17 protein-coding genes are annotated in these 17,367 nt (G+C 60.7%); 6 read left to right on the top strand and 11 right to left on the bottom strand.

The features are described 5' to 3' along the window. The first annotated feature begins 7 nt into the window (after positions 1 to 7). Both MHK04_RS01130 and MHK04_RS01125 read left to right on the top strand, forming a co-directional pair. Positions 8 to 2,113, top strand: coding sequence for a PTS fructose transporter subunit IIABC (locus MHK04_RS01130; RefSeq protein ID WP_239207612.1), 2,106 nt, complete (start codon positions 8 to 10; stop codon positions 2,111 to 2,113). 54 nt (positions 2,114 to 2,167) lie between these two features. Continuing rightward, positions 2,168 to 2,437: an HPr family phosphocarrier protein gene (locus tag MHK04_RS01125; protein ID WP_023021375.1), complete on the top strand. Its 270-nt coding sequence runs from the start codon at positions 2,168 to 2,170 to the stop codon at positions 2,435 to 2,437. Positions 2,438 to 2,505: 68 nt separating this feature from the next. On the opposite strand, the gene MHK04_RS01120 is transcribed toward MHK04_RS01125, so the two are convergent. The 3 genes from MHK04_RS01120 to hflX all read right to left on the bottom strand — a co-directional run bounded on the left by MHK04_RS01120 (position 2,506) and on the right by hflX (position 6,431). After that, positions 2,506 to 3,495 carry an HNH endonuclease signature motif containing protein gene (locus MHK04_RS01120; protein WP_023021374.1) on the bottom strand — a complete coding sequence of 330 codons (990 nt, stop codon included), beginning with the start codon at positions 3,493 to 3,495 and terminating at the stop codon, positions 2,506 to 2,508. A gap of 131 nt (positions 3,496 to 3,626) precedes the next feature. After that, the gene (locus MHK04_RS01115; protein ID WP_239207611.1) at positions 3,627 to 4,907 is read right to left on the bottom strand and encodes a uracil-xanthine permease family protein; all 1,281 of its coding nucleotides are present in this window, start codon (positions 4,905 to 4,907) and stop codon (positions 3,627 to 3,629) included. Positions 4,908 to 4,937: 30 nt separating this feature from the next. Beyond that, positions 4,938 to 6,431, bottom strand: coding sequence for a GTPase HflX (gene hflX, locus MHK04_RS01110; protein ID WP_023021372.1), 1,494 nt, complete (start codon positions 6,429 to 6,431; stop codon positions 4,938 to 4,940). A gap of 75 nt (positions 6,432 to 6,506) precedes the next feature. Between hflX and MHK04_RS01105 the strand changes: the two genes are divergently transcribed. Then, the gene (locus MHK04_RS01105; RefSeq protein WP_239207610.1) at positions 6,507 to 7,304 is read left to right on the top strand and encodes a hypothetical protein; all 798 of its coding nucleotides are present in this window, start codon (positions 6,507 to 6,509) and stop codon (positions 7,302 to 7,304) included. A gap of 35 nt (positions 7,305 to 7,339) precedes the next feature. Beyond that, positions 7,340 to 7,945, top strand: a complete 606-nt coding sequence (locus tag MHK04_RS01100; protein ID WP_239207609.1) for a hypothetical protein — start codon at positions 7,340 to 7,342, stop codon at positions 7,943 to 7,945. Between the two features lie 23 nt (positions 7,946 to 7,968). On the opposite strand, the gene dapF is transcribed toward MHK04_RS01100, so the two are convergent. The 3 genes from dapF to MHK04_RS01085 are packed head-to-tail and all read right to left on the bottom strand — an operon-like array spanning position 7,969 to position 10,330. Continuing rightward, a complete protein-coding gene (gene dapF, locus MHK04_RS01095) occupies positions 7,969 to 8,829 on the bottom strand; it encodes a diaminopimelate epimerase (protein WP_239204174.1) in 861 nt (286 codons plus the stop codon). A 5-nt stretch (positions 8,830 to 8,834) separates the two neighbouring features. Beyond that, positions 8,835 to 9,731, bottom strand: coding sequence for a tRNA (adenosine(37)-N6)-dimethylallyltransferase MiaA (gene miaA, locus MHK04_RS01090; RefSeq protein ID WP_239207608.1), 897 nt, complete (start codon positions 9,729 to 9,731; stop codon positions 8,835 to 8,837). Further along, complete coding sequence (locus MHK04_RS01085; RefSeq protein ID WP_200288947.1) at positions 9,731 to 10,330, bottom strand: hypothetical protein; 600 nt, start codon at positions 10,328 to 10,330, stop codon at positions 9,731 to 9,733. Before MHK04_RS01085 ends, miaA begins: the two co-directional genes overlap by 1 nt. 136 nt (positions 10,331 to 10,466) lie before the next feature. Here MHK04_RS01085 and MHK04_RS01080 point away from each other — a divergent pair, with 136 nt between their 5' ends. Together MHK04_RS01080 and MHK04_RS01075 are read left to right on the top strand one after the other, a co-directional pair. Further along, positions 10,467 to 11,771, top strand: a complete 1,305-nt coding sequence (locus tag MHK04_RS01080) for a DUF349 domain-containing protein (protein ID WP_239207607.1) — start codon at positions 10,467 to 10,469, stop codon at positions 11,769 to 11,771. Next, entirely contained in the window at positions 11,771 to 12,898 is a 1,128-nt protein-coding gene (locus tag MHK04_RS01075) for a GNAT family N-acetyltransferase (protein WP_239207606.1), read from the top strand. Before MHK04_RS01080 ends, MHK04_RS01075 begins: the two co-directional genes overlap by 1 nt. 14 nt (positions 12,899 to 12,912) lie before the next feature. Here the strand turns inward: MHK04_RS01075 and MHK04_RS01070 are convergent, their stop codons facing one another. The 5 genes from MHK04_RS01070 to MHK04_RS01050 all read right to left on the bottom strand — a co-directional run bounded on the left by MHK04_RS01070 (position 12,913) and on the right by MHK04_RS01050 (position 17,356). Next, on the bottom strand, positions 12,913 to 13,539 hold the full coding sequence (locus tag MHK04_RS01070) for an Rv2732c family membrane protein (RefSeq protein ID WP_239207605.1): 627 nt from the start codon (positions 13,537 to 13,539) through the stop codon (positions 12,913 to 12,915). 23 nt (positions 13,540 to 13,562) lie between these two features. After that, positions 13,563 to 15,125: a tRNA (N6-isopentenyl adenosine(37)-C2)-methylthiotransferase MiaB gene (gene miaB, locus MHK04_RS01065; protein ID WP_239207604.1), complete on the bottom strand. Its 1,563-nt coding sequence runs from the start codon at positions 15,123 to 15,125 to the stop codon at positions 13,563 to 13,565. Between the two features lie 45 nt (positions 15,126 to 15,170). Then, positions 15,171 to 15,773, bottom strand: coding sequence for a recombination regulator RecX (gene recX / locus MHK04_RS01060; RefSeq protein WP_023021362.1), 603 nt, complete (start codon positions 15,771 to 15,773; stop codon positions 15,171 to 15,173). A gap of 48 nt (positions 15,774 to 15,821) precedes the next feature. Next, complete coding sequence (gene recA, locus MHK04_RS01055) at positions 15,822 to 16,958, bottom strand: recombinase RecA (RefSeq protein WP_239207603.1); 1,137 nt, start codon at positions 16,956 to 16,958, stop codon at positions 15,822 to 15,824. A gap of 182 nt (positions 16,959 to 17,140) precedes the next feature. Continuing rightward, positions 17,141 to 17,356 (bottom strand): DUF3046 domain-containing protein, encoded by a 216-nt coding sequence (locus tag MHK04_RS01050; protein ID WP_005325117.1) that lies wholly within the window; start codon positions 17,354 to 17,356, stop codon positions 17,141 to 17,143. Positions 17,357 to 17,367: the final 11 nt, after the last annotated feature.

The following is a 17,367-nucleotide window of genomic DNA, read 5'->3' as shown; positions in this document are numbered from 1 at the left end:
CCCCAAAATGGCTTCCGAACTCATTACTACGGAACTTGTCGCCCTTGACGCCGACTTTGGCGACAGTGTTGACTCCGTCATTACCAACCTAGCCACGCTAGTCCACGACACCGGCCGAGCCACCGACGTCGCCGGATTGGCCCAACCTGCCATCGACCGCGAGACTAAAGCCGGCACCGGCGTACCCGGCGGTGTTGCCATCCCGCACTGCCGTTCCGAGGCTGTCACCGAACCAACCCTCGCATTCGCCCGCCTAGGCCGCGGTGTAGATTTCTCCGGCCCTGATGGAGACGCCCAGTTGGTCTTCCTCATCGCCGCTCCGGCCGGTGGCGGCAAGGCTCACCTAAAGATTTTGTCCAAGCTAGCCCGCGCCCTTGTCCGAAAAGACTTCCTCGAGGCACTGCGCAGCGCCCCCACCAAGGAAGAAATCGTTCGCCTTGTCTTGGATGTAGTCAACGCAGAAAAGCCAAAGAAGAAACCGGCCACCGAGTCGGCTGCCCCCGCCGCTGGTGCCGCCGGTACAGGCTCCTCCGCCGCCTCCAACGGCTCGTCCTCGGCCGCGACCCCAACTACCGCGGATTCTTCGGACAACGTCACCCGCATCGTGGCCATCACCGCCTGCCCTACCGGCATCGCCCACACCTACATGGCGGCCGACGCCCTCACACAGACCGCGGCCGAACGCGATGACGTAGCGCTGACCGTAGAAACGCAAGGTTCGTCGAATAATGAGTCCGTCTCCCAAGCCGCCATCGATGCGGCCGATGCGGTCATCTTCGCCACGGACGTTGGCGTACGCGACCGGGAGCGATTCGCTGGCAAGCCGGTAATTGAGTCTGGTGTCAAGCGCGCTATCAACGAGCCTGGCACCATGCTCGACGAGGCCGTCGCCGCCGCCCGAAACCCCCACGCGCACAAGGTATCCGGCACCGCTACCCGGGCCGATGCAGAAGAAGAGGGAAAGTCTCTCGGTTGGGGCAAGCGCATCCAGCAGGCCATCATGACCGGCGTATCCTATATGGTTCCATTCGTCGCGGCCGGTGGTCTTCTGCTTGCCCTTGGCTTCCTTTTTGGCGGCGCCGATATGGCAAACGGTTGGCAGGCATTGTCAACGGACTTTTCACTAGGCAATCTTCCTGGTCATGACGTAACCGTGGACGGCGAACTTATGCATTTCGAGCGCTCCGGGTTCTTGCTGTATCTCGGTGCTGTTCTTTTCGCCATTGGCCAAGCAGCGATGGGCTTTATCGTTGCTGCTCTTTCCGGTTATATCGCTTACGCGCTCGCCGGCCGTCCAGGCATCGCCCCAGGCTTCGCGGGCGGCGCGATCGCGGTTACCCTAGGTGCTGGTTTTATCGGTGGCCTGGTAACTGGTCTTCTGGCGGGCTTCGTCGCTTTGTGGATTGGCAATTGGAAGGTACCACGCTGGCTGGGCTCGCTTATGCCAGTTGTCATCATCCCACTACTGACCTCGCTCGTCGTCGGCCTTGCGATGTACCTACTGCTGGGCGCACCGCTGGCAGCCATCATGGATGGCCTGCAGAATTGGCTTTCGTCGATGTCCGGTTCCTCGGCCGTGCTCCTAGGAATCATCCTCGGCTTGATGATGTGCTTTGATTTGGGCGGCCCTGTCAATAAGGCGGCTTATCTCTTCGCTACGGCCGGACTTTCTACCGGCGACGAGTCCTCCATGCAGATCATGGCCGCGGTTATGGCCTCCGGCATGGTTGCACCGATTGCGCTCTCCCTGGCCACGTTCATCCGCAAGTCGCTGTTTACTCCGGCCGAGCAGGAAAACGGCAAGTCCGCTTGGTTGCTGGGCCTGTCCTTCGTCTCGGAGGGTGCCATCCCGTTCGCCGCGGCCGACCCCTTCCGCGTTATCCCTTCGATGATGGCCGGCGGCGCGGTGACAGGCGCGGTTTCGATGGCCTTGTCGGTCGGCTCTCGAGCTCCACACGGCGGTGTGTTCGTCCTCTTCGCCATCGACCCGTTCTGGGGCTATCTCGTCGCTATCGCGGCCGGTGTGGTTGTCTCGACCGCAGCGGTGCTGGCAATGAAGCAGTTCTGGCCTAATAAAGCCGTCGAAGAAGCTGCTCAGAACGTGGCGGCATAAACCAAACACTCGTACACTGGATTGCAACAATCCCCATAAGAAAGGATCTTTTCCATGGCTTCCAAGACTGTAAAGGTAGGTTCCTCTGTAGGCCTGCACGCACGTCCCGCCTCCATTATCGCGGACGCAGCTGGCGAGTTCGACGAAGACATCTTCCTCAACCTCGTTGGCGATGACGATGAAGATGAGACCGATGCGGCCTCTTCTTTGATGATTATGGCTCTTGGCGCAGAACAGGGCGATGAGGTTACTGTTACTTCCGACAACGAAGAAGCGGTAGAAAAGATTGCTGCCCTCATCGAAAAGGACCTAGACGCTTCCTAAGCCCTAAAACGGTTCGCTTTAAAGCTCCCCGCCTGTGTGGTGGGGAGCTTTTCGCTTGCCGACGCCACCTATCCCCACGGTGGCACCCAGCTCACCTGCCCGTTTATCCGGGCCAGCCGTCCTCTGCGAGGTGGGGCATTGGGGGCATCGTCATTGACTCCATTATGGTAGGGACAACAAGTCGCGAGGTTCGCAGCGTTAGTCTCACCGCCGTGCTTCCACGCCTTCAGGTGGTGGACCTGGCATTCATCCGCGGGAAAATTACAGCTCTCCCACGGGCACACCGGGTTTAGCGCAGCCGCCATCAGCCGCTGCTTGTCGTTGGCTAGCCGCGAGGTTCGATAGAGGTTTACCGGCCCCTCGTGCGGGTGAACGAGTGTGACATAGCCGTGATCGCTTAGTGTCCGCGCCACGAGCTCCGCTCCCGTCATTTGAGCGCCATTGGTCAACTGCAGGGTAATTTCTTCGCCCCCACCGTCGACTATTCGGTCGAGCTCATCGAGGGTGAGCACTACCTGTGTCGTTACCGTCGTGCGTGCTGCATTCGCTTTCCCGAAAAAGAGGTCTTTGGCAGATTCCAGCGGCTTATTGGCATCCAATGCGGCGTGCATATCTGCTACATCGGCTGAATCCCCAGTAATGGTCAGCGACCACGGGCCGCCGGAACGACGGGTAATGCGCACGCCTTTTTCCGGTGTGCGGCGCGGGCGCAGCTCGCGGACCAAGGCCCGAGCACGCTTTTCTAGTGCTGTAGCACTGCCACGAAAGGCACACAGTTCGCAGCGTAGGGTCCAGGCATCTCGCTGCGTCGGCAAGCGCAGGGCGTATTTTTCAATGAGCAGCAGCACGTCGAGGGAATGAGTAGTCTGTCGCGCTGCTCGCTGTTTGGCAGAAAAGCCGCACTTGCCAAAGTAAGTATCGCACAGTCGTAGCAGGTCACGCGCGGCAATGTCGGAAGCACCTTGCGCGATGAGCTCGCGATCACTGAGCCCTTGAGCGGCGGCGACGATGTCCATTCCGGCGCTCATGGCGTCTAAGTATGCGTCCAATGCGGTCATGCCGCTGAGTTAAACAGCCCGCGCAAGCCCACGCGAGCCAGGTACAGGAGCGGTGTGGATAACCCGCGTTGCCCCGTCAACAAAATTGCCCGCCGCGGGCGCGCGGCGGGCAATTATCCACAGCAGAAAAATTAGTACTTGGCGGCGTGGCCTTCGCCGACGGAATCGTATAGCTTCTTCATGAGCGGATAGGCGACGATAATGCCCACTGAACCCCACGCGATGCCTTCCAGGGAAACCCCACCAACGCTGAGAGTCAGGTTGCCGATACCCGCGATGAGCGCCACTGCGGCCGCGGTCAGGTTAACCGGGTTGTTGAAATTGACCTTATTGTCCATCCAAATGCGCACACCCAACATGCCGATGAGCCCGTAAAGCACGATGCAGGCCCCACCAAGAACGCCGGTAGGAATGGTGAAAATCAGCGCGCCAAACTTCGGCACGAAAGCCAGAAGGATGGCGGTAAATGCTGCTACCCAGTACGCGGCGGTGGAATAGACGCGGGTAGCGGCCATCACTCCAATATTTTCAGCATAGGTCGTGGTGCCAGAGCCGCCGAAGCCGCCAGCGAGGGTAGATGCGAGGCCATCGGCGATAAGGGCGTCACCGGCCAAGTCATCGAGATCGCGCTTTGTCATCTCGGAAACGGCCTTGACATGGCCGACGTTTTCCGCGATGAGGACCACCAGCACGGGAAGCGCGACGGCAATGGCGGAGACGTTGAAGGAAGGTGCGTGGAATTGCGGCAGGCCCACCCACGGGGCGGCATCAATGGCCGCGACGGCGTCATCGCCGAGGTTGCCGGTGAGAGCGGCGAAAATCCAGCCCACGACCACGCCGAGGAGAATGGACAGGCGCGAGACCATGCCGCGGCCGGCGACGGTGGCCAGCAGGATTACCAGCAGCGTCACTGCCGCCACGAGCGGCTGAGAGGCGAAGTTCTCGGCCGCATTCGGCGCCAAGTTCAGGCCGATAAGTGCCACAATCGCACCGGTTACGGCCGGTGGCATGACGGCGTCCAACACGCGGCGACCGGCGAACTTTACGGCGACGCCCACCGCGGCAAGGACAAGGCCAGTAACCAAAATGGAGCCGGCCTGCGCGGCGATGCCGTACTGCTGCGACGCCGAAAGAGGTGCGATGAACGCGAACGAGGAGCCGAGGTAGGACGGCAACCGGTTGCGCGTGATAAGCAGGAACAAAATTGTGCCGAGGCCGGAAAAGAGCAGCGTCGTATTGACGGGGAATCCGGTCAAGGTGGGAACCAAAAGCGTAGCTCCGAACATGGCCACCACGTGCTGCATACCGATGCCGATGGTGCGGCCCCAGCTGAGTCGTTCTTCCGGCGCCACCACCGCGCCTGGGGCAATCTTTTTACCGTCTCCGTGGACGGTCCAACCTTTTAAGCTCACGAGCCTTAATTATGGATCACCGGAGCTGGTTTAGGAAACTTCCTCCACGATGAATTCAGCGAGTTCACGGGCGGTGGGTGAGGGAAGGCGGACGTCGACAAGCGTGCCATCGGCCGTATACTCCTCGTGGCGCACCGTGCCCTCGGCGTGCACGCGTGCCACCACATCCCCGCGCGTGAAGGGAACCTGCAGCTTAACGTGACTATCGCGGGAGTTGAGGAAGAGTTCCACACGCGCGGTAAGCTCGTCGATTCCCTCACCGGTACGGGCAGATACATAGACGACGTCCTCATGGTCAAGGACGTGGCGCAGCTCAGCAAGCACCAGCGGATCGGCCTGGTCGATCTTATTGATCACGATAATTTCGGGCGGGGCCTGCTCCCCTGTCTCAGAGACGATGTCATAGATGACCTGATTGACCGCCTCAATCTGTTTTAGTGGGAACGGGTCTGAGCCATCGACCACGTGCAGCATAATATCGGCGGCTAGTACCTCTTCCAGGGTGGATTTAAAGGCCTCGACCAGCTGCGTGGGCAGGTGGCGGACGAAGCCGACGGTATCGGTGAAGACGACCTGGCGGCCGTCGGCAAGCGTGGCACGGCGAGTGGTGGGGTCCAATGTGGCAAAGAGCGCGTCTTCCACCAATACCCCGGCGCCGGTCATGGCGTTAATGAGGGAGGACTTTCCGGCATTGGTGTAGCCCGCAATAGCTATCTGCGCAATGGTTGAGCGTTGGCGCTTGGAGCGCTTTACTTCACGTGCGGTCTTCATGGCGCGCAGTTCCTTGCGCAGGCGGGCCATCTCCGTGCGGATACGTCGACGGTCTGTCTCAATTTTGGTCTCACCGGGACCACGCAGGCCCACGCCGCCGTTGGAACCAGCGCGGCCGCCTGCTTGGCGCGAGAGGTTGCCACCCCAACCACGGGTATGCGTATACAGGTATTCCAACTGCGCCAATGAGACTTGGGCCTTACCCTCTTTTGATTTCGCATGCTGGGCAAAGATGTCAAGGATGAGCATGGTGCGGTCAATGACCTTGGTGTTAAGCGCACGCTCGAGTGCGGTGAGCTGGCCGGGGTTAAGCTCACCATCGCAGACCACGGTATCGGCACCGGTGGCCTCGACGATATCGCGCAATTCCTTCACCTTGCCGGAGCCGATGTAGGTGCCGGAGTCCGGCTTATCGCGCTTTTGGTAAATCATCTCCACTACTTCGGCGCCGGCGGTTTCGGTAAGCGCGGCCAGCTCGTCCATGGTGGCTTCCACTTCGGCCACGGTGCCTTCGGTCCACACGCCGACCAAAATGACTCGCTCGAGGCGCAGCTTTCGGTACTCCACCTCGTAGCCATCGGTAGTGTCCTCGGCGCGGATGGTGGTCTCACGGGTAACGCGGCGGAAGGCATTGCGCTCTGCCAGATCGAGGTCACCGGTGGTGGGCGTCGCCTCCGGCGTGGCCGGGGCGTCGTTATCGCGAAAGGCGCGGGCGAGGAGATCGTCGTTATTATGCTGGGAAAATTCGGTCATACTACCTTTCATTTTTGCATGTTGCGGCCGAAAGCGGGAATTTCGGATTCTTAGCTGGGTGGACAAGGCGATACAATGGCGGGCATGAACGTTAAGGACACTGGGGTGAAGCAGAATACCGAGATGCAGGCCATTGGCCTCAATTTCGAGCGCTGGCAGGATGCGGTCGAGGCGGCCATCGCCAGCGACCGCTTAGCCGTTACCGGTGAGGTGCGCGGTGGCCAGCTCATTCAGTTCACCGATCCGTCGGGCGCGCAGCTTAATATCCTCGCGGTAGAGCCTTTTGCCACCTTCATCGGCTTCGATGCCGTCACGCAAGGGTTTGCCCACGTGGAGATGGTCAACGATGTCCTGGCCCTGCTGGAAATCATCGATCCTTTCGGCACCACCATCGCCCAGGCCACCGCAAACCTGGCGCAGGGGCCTTTGCTTGTCGACGAACCCTTGCAGCAGTGGCAGCAAATTTCCCTAACCGCCATGGGGCTGGATGTGCGCACCTACGATTCCGCCGCTGCCTATGAGGCGGCCGAGGGCGAGTTCCCCGCGCTCTTCGAATCCGCGGGGGCCAAGGTTATTTCCTCCGGCTCCGGTGCCAAGGTCCCGACCCCTGCCGCCTCCTTTGCCGCACGCGTCATGGAATCTGAGTGGCGCACCAACGAGCTGACCGGGGAGAAATTCGCTCACTTCGTCATGGATGGCCTATTCCCCTTCGATCTCTGCCTGCCAGTGGGAGCCGGCGAGCTGCCGGCGAAGGACTCTATCGTGGCCGGTACCGCGATGCTTACAGCGTCTATTGAGCTGCCCAGCGGCGGTTGCGGCGATGGCGCTGGCTGCGGTTGTGGCTCCGGTGGCTGCGGCTGCGGCGGCCACTAGAACGGACATAAAGGCCTGGTGAAATAGCTGTGTGGATGCCCTTCCCTGAAAATGCGAGGAACCGGCGGGTAATGGTTCTCGTGCTGATCCTGGTGGGATCAGTGGCGGTTGTGGCAACCCTGAAAGTCCCCGGGGTTTTCATTGCAGCGCTGCTCATCGCGGCGGCGCTGCTTATGCTGCATACCCGGCCGGATGCCTCGGAGCAGGCAGCACTGCGCAGTTCTATTCGCCTTTCGGCGGAAGACATCGAAGACGTCCTGGCGGAATACGAGGACTTCCGCTCCTCCGCGGACGCAGAGAAAATGGCTGACCGCACGCTCTATCGGCCGGCGCTTTTAGATTTGGATTGTTCCGACCCCACCATCCAAGCCTTCCATTACGAGCTTTCCGGCGTCCGGCGGTTCCTGCGTCGGTTGAACTTGCGCGTTAATGCGGAAGAAATTAGCACCAACGAGTTGGAATCTTTGCTCAGGGTCACCGATGAGCGCGCCCGCGAACTGAAAGAAACGTGGTTGTCTGCCCGCCGTGCTGCCTTCGCGCTCGGGCCGAAGTATGAAAAGAACGAAGTAGAAAATCGCGCGCTGCGCCGCCAAGAACTCGAAGAGCAAGCCTTCGAGGAAGGCGAAGGGCGCAGCGCCTAAACACTAGCCAGACACGAGGCGGTCTACAGCGAGGTCTCGCCGGTAGCGACGATCGCGGAAGGTCCGGTCAAGCGCGAGCCGCCCTCGTAAATATCGACGATAACTTCCCCGCCCGGTACGTGTACGTGCACGGTGCCGTGGGGGGTGCTGGTGTGGTCAACGGCGGCGTCGGCAAGCGCGGCGGTCGCTGCCGCCACAGTGCCGGTGCCGCAGGAGCGAGTCTCTCCTACTCCGCGCTCGAAGACACGCATGTGCACGTGGCCGTCGCACAGTGGAGTCACCAGCTCGACGTTTACGCCATCCGGGAAGAAAGCCGCATCGACAACGGGTTGCTCCAGCGTCTTTGCCGCGAGCTCCTTAGCCTCCAGCCCCGGCAACACGGCCGCCAGGTGGGGATTTCCCATGTCTACGCCCAAACCGGCATATTTTTCCCCCGCCATGGATGCGGTGGACACGCCAATTACTTCGGCCGGGCCCATCTCCACCGTGACCTCGGCCGCGTGTGCATCACACGAATGGACAGTAACGAGCTTGGCGCCCGCCCGAGTGCCGATGGTGAACTTATCTTCGTCCACTAGGCCGCGCGAGCGCAGCCAGTGGGCGAATACGCGGGTGCCGTTGCCGCACATTTCGGCCACGGAGCCATCGGCGTTGCGGTAATCCATGAACCAATCATAGGGCGCAATGCCCTCGGCCAGTTCGGCGATTTCACCTGCTGCGAGCAAAGCATCGGCGCGCACGACGCGCAGCAAACCATCGCCTCCGATACCGGCGCGACGATCGCACAGCGCCGCTACGCGCTCGGGACTAAGCGGCGTGGCAGCCGCGTGGTCTTCCACGATGACGAAGTCATTTTCAGTTCCATGACCCTTGGCAAATTTCATGTTCCCTACCCTAGCGCGCGCAACGCCTGGGCGGCCGTATCGCCTGCAGCATCCAGCCATGTAATGCGCTTATCGCGGTTGAACCAGGAGCGCTGACGGCGCACATACCGCCGCGTCCCGGTAATGGTGCGCTCTACAGCCTCATCCCACGTGAGTTCGCCGCGCTGGGCTTGAAATACCTGGGCATAGCCGATGGCGCGGCCAGCGGTGGAATCAGCCACCAAGCCTTGTCCTTGGAGATTCTCCACTTCCTCGATGAGCCCACGTGCAAACATCTGGCGCGTGCGCAGTTCAATGCGCGGATTCAACCAGTCCGCGGTGGTGCGCAGCCCCAAGAGGCGGGTTCCCCACCGCGGCGGGGCATCCTTCGGCGGCTGGCTGGCTTTAAAGGGCTTGCCGGTTAGTTCAATGACCTCGAGCGCGCGGACGGTACGGCGCGGATCCTTATCCTCGATAATGGCGGCTGCGGCCGGATCCACCTGCGCCAGCTCCTCATGCAGGGCATCGGTACCGATTTCCACGCGCCGTGCCTCGTACTTGGCACGAACGGCGGGGTCGGTGGGTGGGAACTGCCAGTCGTCGACAAGCGCTTGGGCATAGAGCATGGAGCCACCGACCAGAATAGGCGTTTTGCCGCGGTCCATGATACCTTCCACGTCCGCGATAGCATCGCGCTGGTAGCGCGCCACGGAAGCGGTCTCGGTCACCTCCCACACATCGAGCTGATGGTGCGGGATCCCCTCGCGCTCGGCCGGGGTGAGCTTGGCGGTGCCAATATCCATGCCGCGATATAACTGCATGGAATCGACGTTGACCACCTCTCCGTCTAGTTCATGCGCAAGCGCCAGACCTAAGGCAGATTTTCCGGAGGCGGTGGGACCAAAGACTGCAATCGGGTGCATTAGACCTCCCATCCTGCGACATAGCGGCCAACGCCCAAGGTGGCATCGGTGGCCAAAAGCTGCGCTTTCTTTGGCCGCAAGCCCGCCAATTCCTCCCACAGTGCGGGTTCTATGACGCCGCGCTGGGAAAGCCACTCACCTGCCCTGCTTGCCGACGCCCCCATCAGCACCTCCTCGCACCACTCGTGCGCCGCCTGGGCGTCTGGAACAAGCGCCAAAGGGGCGCGCTCGGTTAGGCCTGCACTGCCATCTGCCACGACGATGGTCAGCGCCGCTGGATCCGGCTGGCCGATAGCCTCCCGACTACCGCGGACGCTAAGCTGCGGCACGCTGTGTAGTACGTAGCGCGCCATTATCTCGGGCAAAAAATTGCCGCCGCCCAGGTCCGTGGCTGCTCCCCAGGCCTGTAAACTGCCGGTATGGGCGGTATACCAGCGCTGGTCTTGGCTGCCAACGATATCCACGGCTGTGATACCGGCCGCGGCAGCCTCCACCGCAAGGGAGCGAGCAGCGGCGAGCAGTGCACGAGAGGCAGCGTCATGAGCGGAAAGCTCCACGGCCAGCGCTGGTGAGGCTGGCATTACCATGAGATTGAACATTATTTCTCCATACTATCTACCCAAGTGGAGGTAATTAAATAGAATCTGGGCGCGCGCGAGATATTCGCGGTAATGTATCCAATGATTTTATCCGGCAGCCGTGACGCGCGGCGATCTATGCATAGGAGGGCTTGTCATGTCTCCCATCCCTACCCCAGGTTCCATGCCCAAAAAGGGCCCTCGCCCCACCGCAAAGCCTGTTCCCGTTCAGGCCCCACGCAACAATGACCCGGCCAAGTGGGGCCGGGTCGACGCAGATGGTTCCGTCTTCGTTTCTGCTCCAGAGGGCGAACGCAAGATCGGCGAGTGGAAAGCCGGTACCCCCGAGGAGGGCCTTAAGCACTACGGCGCGCGTTATGACGATCTATCTACCGAAATCGAGCTGCTCGAGGCACGCCTACGCGCCAATCCTGATGAGGCCGTCGGCATTAAAAAGACCGCAGCGCAGTTGCGCGAAACCCTAGCTACTGCTTCGGTCATCGGAGACATCGCTGCCTTGGATCGGCGCCTTAGCGCGGTGATTGAACACTCGGTAGAAGCCGGCGAGCAGGCGCAGGCCGATAAGGAGCGTCGCCGCGAGGAAGCTATTGCTGCCAAGGAGAAGCTGGCGGCGGAAGCAGAAGAGATTGCCGAAAACTCCACCGAATGGAAGGCCGCCGGTGACCGCATCCGCGCCATCTTGGAAGAGTGGAAGCAGATTAAGGGCATTGATCGCAAGACCGACGATGCCCTGTGGAAGCGCTACTCCCGCGCCCGCGACTCCTTCAACCGCCGTCGGGGCTCCCACTTTGCCGAGCTGGACCGCGCCCGTGCGGTTGCCCGCAAGAAGAAGGAAGAACTCGTCGAGCGTGCCGAGGCCATCCAGGATTCCACCGAGTGGGGCCCCACCGCCCGCGCCTACCGCGATTTGATGACCGAGTGGAAGGCCGCCGGCCGCGCCCCGCGCGACGTGGACGATAAGCTTTGGGCCCGCTTCCGCGCCGCCCAGGACAAGTTCTTCAATGCCCGCAATGCAGTCAATGACGAGCGCGACCGCGAGTTTGCAGAAAATGCCAAGGCCAAGGACGCCTTGATTGCGGAATACGACGGCCAGATCGACCCGTCCAAGAGCATCGAGGGTGCGAAAGCCAAGCTGCGCGAGCTGCAGGAAAAGTGGGAAGAGGTAGGGTTCGTTCCCCGCAAGCAAGTACGCGAGTACGAGTCCAAGATTGAGGCGTTGGAGCAGCGCGTCACCGAGGCTGAAAAGTCCGAGTGGCGCCGCACCGACCCTGAGGCGCAAGCACGCGTGGCGCAGTTCCAGGCTAAGGTCGATGAGTTTAACTCTCAGGCCGAGGCAGCTGAGGCCAAGGGCAATGCGAAAAAGGCCGCTGATCTGCGCGCACAGGCCGAGCAGTGGCAGGCTTTTGCCGACGCCGCCGCTAACGCCGTCAACGATAAGTAGTGCACCTCGTCCACATTGCTCGGCCACCGCGGCCGCACTCGCCTACCGCCCACGCCCGGCCCAGCGAACCTGCGGACTGCATTCGCAGCTTCGTCTTTTGGGCCAACTTGGCGGCCCAAGAAGCAAGCGGTGATGCCGCGGCATCGACGTCGCCGGGCCGCGTGGTCCAGCGCCTGCAGGGTTCTAGCGAATCACAGACCCATCTTTTTGCTGTAGTGGACGGCGACTCCACTCTTGGTGAGGTTTCTGAGCTGGGACTGCCACAGATTCCCGCAATAGAACCCAGCCCGGAGCTGGATTTCCTCGGGTTCATCCACATTAGCCTGCCGCTTTTAGAAGAGCGCGAGGCAGCAGAGATTGAGTGCGTGCTGTGCGATTTGCCCCTCCCTGGCGAACAGCTCGATGAGGAGGGGCGCAAAGTAGCCGAGTGGATGGGGACAAAGGCGCTGGAGCTGGCCCAGAAACTCGGCCGCACCGTAGCTCACGTGGGGCTATTGCACCCGCCGGGCGCGGACCCAGACTACGACGCTATGGGCACCATCTACCGCGAGTTGGGATTTACGCAAAGGCATGCGGAGCACCAGCTGGTAATGGACATCCCCGAAAGCCCTGTCGCAGCACTGCTCCCGGCGGGAATCACCGCCCGAGTCTGGCCGGATTACGACATCCCTGAGGGCTACCTCGACGAGGTCATGCGCCTGCTTAGCCTAGCGTCCACAGATGCGGAAACTGGTGATCTGACGGTGGAGCCCATTGTGTGGACGCGTGCTCGATTGCGCGAAGCGCACAGCCGCCTGCGCTCTCGTCGCGGGCACACGCTTCTTATCGCACTCACCGCCGAGGACGGGAGCATTCTCGCGCTGACCGAAATGGCGCGGCACGAGGACGCGAATCCTGAGGTATGTGAGTGGACCCTGACTGTGACCGATCGCCCGCACCGCCGCCGCGGACTTGCACAGCTAGCCAAGCTCACAGCGCTGCATGAGGTGGCAGGCTATTGGCCGCGGGTGCGACGCTGCTATTGTTCCGTTGCCGCCAAGGACGCGGCCATGAATGCCATTTACCGTAGCCTGGGTGCCCGGGAACTCTCCCGCTCTTCTGCGTGGGAGTTGCGGCTGGGAGACTAGTGGCGGTAGGACTACTACTCGCCGCGCTGGGCGCGGTGGCGTTCGGCGGCTTGCTTGCGGCGATTGTCCTCCAGTGGCTCGTGCTGCGGTACTGCGTCAATCCTGGATTGGAATTCGCCCACCGCATCGAGCTGTCCGGCGGTGGCGCGCACACGGGCTTCGGCGGCCTTCTGCTCTGGGCTGCGGCGCAGCGCCACCATGCTATAGGCCAGAAATGCTAGGAAAGTAGCCAGCATTCCGACCCACATTCCCAGCGACGCCCCGTCGGCGGTAGAACCACGGAACCAGAAGCCCCATAGGTTGGCAAAAAAGGACACCGTCACCAGCATCCATGCAACCAGCCCAGGCGTGGCGCGGCGGGTGAACAATGTCACCGGAGTAAGAATGCCCAACCCAATGAGCGCGAGCCACGCAGAGACGGTTTCCATGATGGAAATCCTGACACCACTTGACGTGGTGCCGAACGTCAATGCCTCCCAACCGTGGGCTGGACCGGCGTAGGGCAAAATCAGGTAGAGGAGATAGGCCACCACTGCAATGCACAGCGTGACCTTGTGACCGCCGAGGTCCATTGTTTGTGCTGCTCTACGCTCGGCGTTAGCTGCATTATGGGCTGCGGTGGTCGAATGTTCCTCAGTCATGGCTCCCTAGCCTACTCCCCCTGCTAGCAACCGCAGGAATCGCCAGATTCGGCCGCCGCGGGCTTGCCAATCGACGGCAATCCCAGACCGACGCCGATGGGTGCGGTGGTAGGCGTTTCGCCGGCAGCAGACATGTCCCCGGCCTTGGTACGGGTGTGGGAGGTAACGGCGGCGTCGGCAAGCAAGAAGAAGGAGCCCGCACCGGTGACCTGGGTATGCACCACATCGCCAGGGCGAATCTCCGCCGAAATATCCGTGCCATCCGAATCAACCGGGGCGAAATGCACCAGGCGGCCATCGCGCGCACGGCCGGTCATGCGGTGGGTTTCATCGTTTTTGCGGCCGCCTTCGGCCTGCACCAAAAGCTCCACATCCGTGCCGATGAGCTTCTTGTTTTCCTCTGCCTGAATGCTATCTTGCAGGGCAACGAGACGTTCGAAACGATCCTGGACGACTTCCTTGGGAATCTGGTCCTCCATTTCCGCAGCCGGGGTTCCCGGACGCGGCGAATACTGGAAGGTAAAGGCCGAGGCAAAGCGAGCGCGGCGCACAAGCTCCATGGTGTCTTGGAAGTCTTCCTCGGTCTCGCCTGGGAAGCCCACGATGATATCGGTCGTGATTGCGGCGTGCGGAATCTTGTCCCGCACTTCATCCAAAATCCGCAGGAATTTCTTGGTGCGGTAGGAACGGCGCATGTCCTTCAGGACCTTGTCGGAGCCAGACTGCAGGGGCATATGCAACTGCGGGCACACAGCCGGGGTCTCGGCCATGGCATCGATGACGTCGGAAGTAAACTCCGCCGGGTGCGGGGAGGTAAAGCGCAGGCGTTCAAGGCCTTCGATCTTGCCGACCTCGCGCAGCAGCTTAGAAAAGGCGAAACGGTCGCGTGGCATATCGGGATCGGCGAAATTGACGCCATAAGCATTGACGTTTTGCCCCAGCAGGGTGACCTCGGATACGCCCTGGTCCACCAAGGCTTTAACCTCGGCCAAGATATCGCCGGGCCGACGGTCCTCTTCTTTACCGCGCAGGGAAGGAACGATGCAGAAGGTGCAGGTGTTATTGCAGCCTACAGAGACAGAAACCCAGCCGGCATAGGCAGACTCACGCTTGGCCGGCAAGACGGACGGGAACGCCTCGAGGGAATCGACAATCTCCACTTGGGCTTCATCGTTGTGGCGAGCGCGCTCTAGCAGGGTCGGAAGAGCCGCCATGTTGTGGGTGCCAAAGACGGCATCGACCCACGGGGCATTATCAAGGACGGTGTCTTTGTCCTTTTGCGCCAGGCACCCACCCACGGCAATCTGCATGCCTGGGTGGTTTTCCTTGGTTTTCTTCAAAGCGCCCAAGGTGCCATAGAGCCGCTTATCGGCATTCTCACGCACGGCGCAGGTATTAAAGACGATAAGGTCTGGCTCTACACCTTCGCCGGCGGCCGAGTAGCCTGCCTCCTCCAAGAGGCCGGAGATGCGCTCGGAATCATGCACATTCATCTGGCATCCGAAGGTTCGGACTTCATAAGTACGGGTATCTGCGATTGTCTGCTCCACGTCGGCATAGTTTAGCCATGTAGTTAGGCATCTCATAACTGCCGGACTTGGCCATTCCGGCGCTACCCTTCCTCGGCCGTATCAGTCCTCTGCGCGCAGTTCCGCGCACCGCGCGTCAAGCGCTGCGATTGCGATCTGCAATGACATTCCTTCATTGAAGCCGCGGCGTGCCAGCACACCCACGATGCGGCGTAGGGCCTTGTCGCGCTCCTTGCGATCCGGCGGGACAGTCTTAATGGAGCGAGCCTTCTTTTCCGCAAGGGCCTGCGCCATGGCTTGTTCATCGGCAGGGTCAATTTGCTCGAGGGCCTCAGCACGGTCGGCCTCGCTCACGCCCTTTTCCCGCAATTCCCTGTTGAGAACCGAGCTGGACTTGCCGCGCCGCTTATGCCGTTGGCGCACCCACTCGTGTGCAAAGGCTGCGTCATTCACCAGCCCCGCGTGGGCTAAATCATCTAGCACGTCCTCAACGACATCTGGCTCAAACTCGGCCTTTACCAGACGATCATAGAGCTCTTTCCGGGACCTAGAACGCTGATCCAAAAGGCCCAGCGCCCGAGAGCGGACCTTGGCCTTGGCTTCCTCTGCCTCTCGATCAAAAAGCCCGCCCCCAGCTGCTCCATTCTCATAGGCCTCGAGGGCCTGACGGAGTTGGGCGAGCTTTTCGGGGGCGGGCTGATTCATGATGCAGATTCAAATGGTACGCGGTGTGCGGGTGCGGGTTAGACGATTCTAGTCGTCGTCAAAATCGACGTTTGGAACGAGATCAACGGACTCATCGGTCAATGGGTCATCGGCGCCAGGAACATCCATCGCGGCAGCCTCTTCACCCTCGGCCGCAGCCTCGCCGATGCCAAGCTTCTGGAAAATCTTCTGCTCGATTTCATTGGCAAGGTCCGGATTATCCTTCAGGAAATTACGCGCCTTCTCCTTACCCTGGCCCAGCTGGTCGCCTTCGTAGGTAAACCAGGACCCGGACTTGCGGATGAAGCCGTTTTCGACGCCAAGGTCGATGATGGACGACTCGCGAGAGATGCCTTCGCCATACATGATGTCGAACTCGGCAATCTTAAATGGTGGCGAGACCTTGTTTTTTACTACCTTGAGCTTGGTGCGGTTACCGATGGCATCCTGGCCATCTTTTAAGGTCTGGATGCGGCGGATATCGCAGCGCACGGAAGAGTAGAACTTGAGCGCCTTACCACCGGTGGTGGTCTCTGGCGAGCCGAACATCACGCCAATCTTTTCGCGCAGCTGGTTAATGAAGATAGCGGTGGTACCGGAGTTGTACAGGGCACCGGTCATCTTGCGCAGCGCCTGCGACATCAGGCGGGCCTGGAGGCCGACGTGGCTATCGCCCATTTCACCTTCAATTTCCGCCTTCGGGGTAAGTGCAGCAACGGAGTCAACGACAATGATGTCAATTGCGCCAGAGCGTACCAGCATATCGGCGATCTCCAAGGCCTGTTCGCCGGTATCTGGCTGGGAAACCAAAAGGTTATCGGTATCCACGCCAAGCAGGCGAGCATACTGCGGGTCGAGCGCGTGCTCGGCGTCAATAAACGCGGCAATGCCGCCGTCCTTTTGTGCAGATGCAATGGCGTGCAGCGCAACAGTGGTCTTACCAGAAGACTCCGGGCCATAAATTTCTACGATGCGCCCGCGCGGGAAACCACCAATACCCAGAGCAACATCGATTGCGGTATTACCGGAAGAAATGGCCTTAATCGGTGGGCGGTTGTCATCACCCAGGCGCATCACAGCGCCTTTGCCGTAATCCTTCTCAATCATGGCCATTGCGGCATCGAGGGCCTTTTGGCGGTCATCTCCCTTAGAGGTGGCAGAAGAAGACTTCTTTTTGGTTGCCATTAACTTTCATCCTTATCTTTAACGACGATGTACTAACGCATTATTAGACTGCCGTGGAACTCAAACGGTTCCCTCCGTCAACGCCATCCCACTGTAGACGACTGCATCGACACCTCCGCCATATTACATACATCTGTTCGAATTTTGAAAGTGAACACGCCAGTCCGCCAAATTCGACGGCGCTATAAAGTAGGGTAATCGACCCCCAACCTGCGCTCCTTCGGTACATCAAAGTCATCGCACAGGCTCAGCCAGACGCGACGCGGATCGACGCCGCGTTCGATAAGCTCATCGGGCGTTGCCCCGAGGTCGGGCAAGACATGGGAGTGACTAATCCACTTTCCCTTAGACTCGCCAAATTCGTCCACAATGAGCTGGTGATACTCAGTCAATCGCATGCGCGCCATCC

It is taken from the genome of Corynebacterium nasorum (genome assembly GCF_022345765.1).
Taxonomy (GTDB): domain Bacteria; phylum Actinomycetota; class Actinomycetes; order Mycobacteriales; family Mycobacteriaceae; genus Corynebacterium; species Corynebacterium kefirresidentii.
This window is presented reverse-complemented; position numbering and strand designations above follow the sequence as displayed.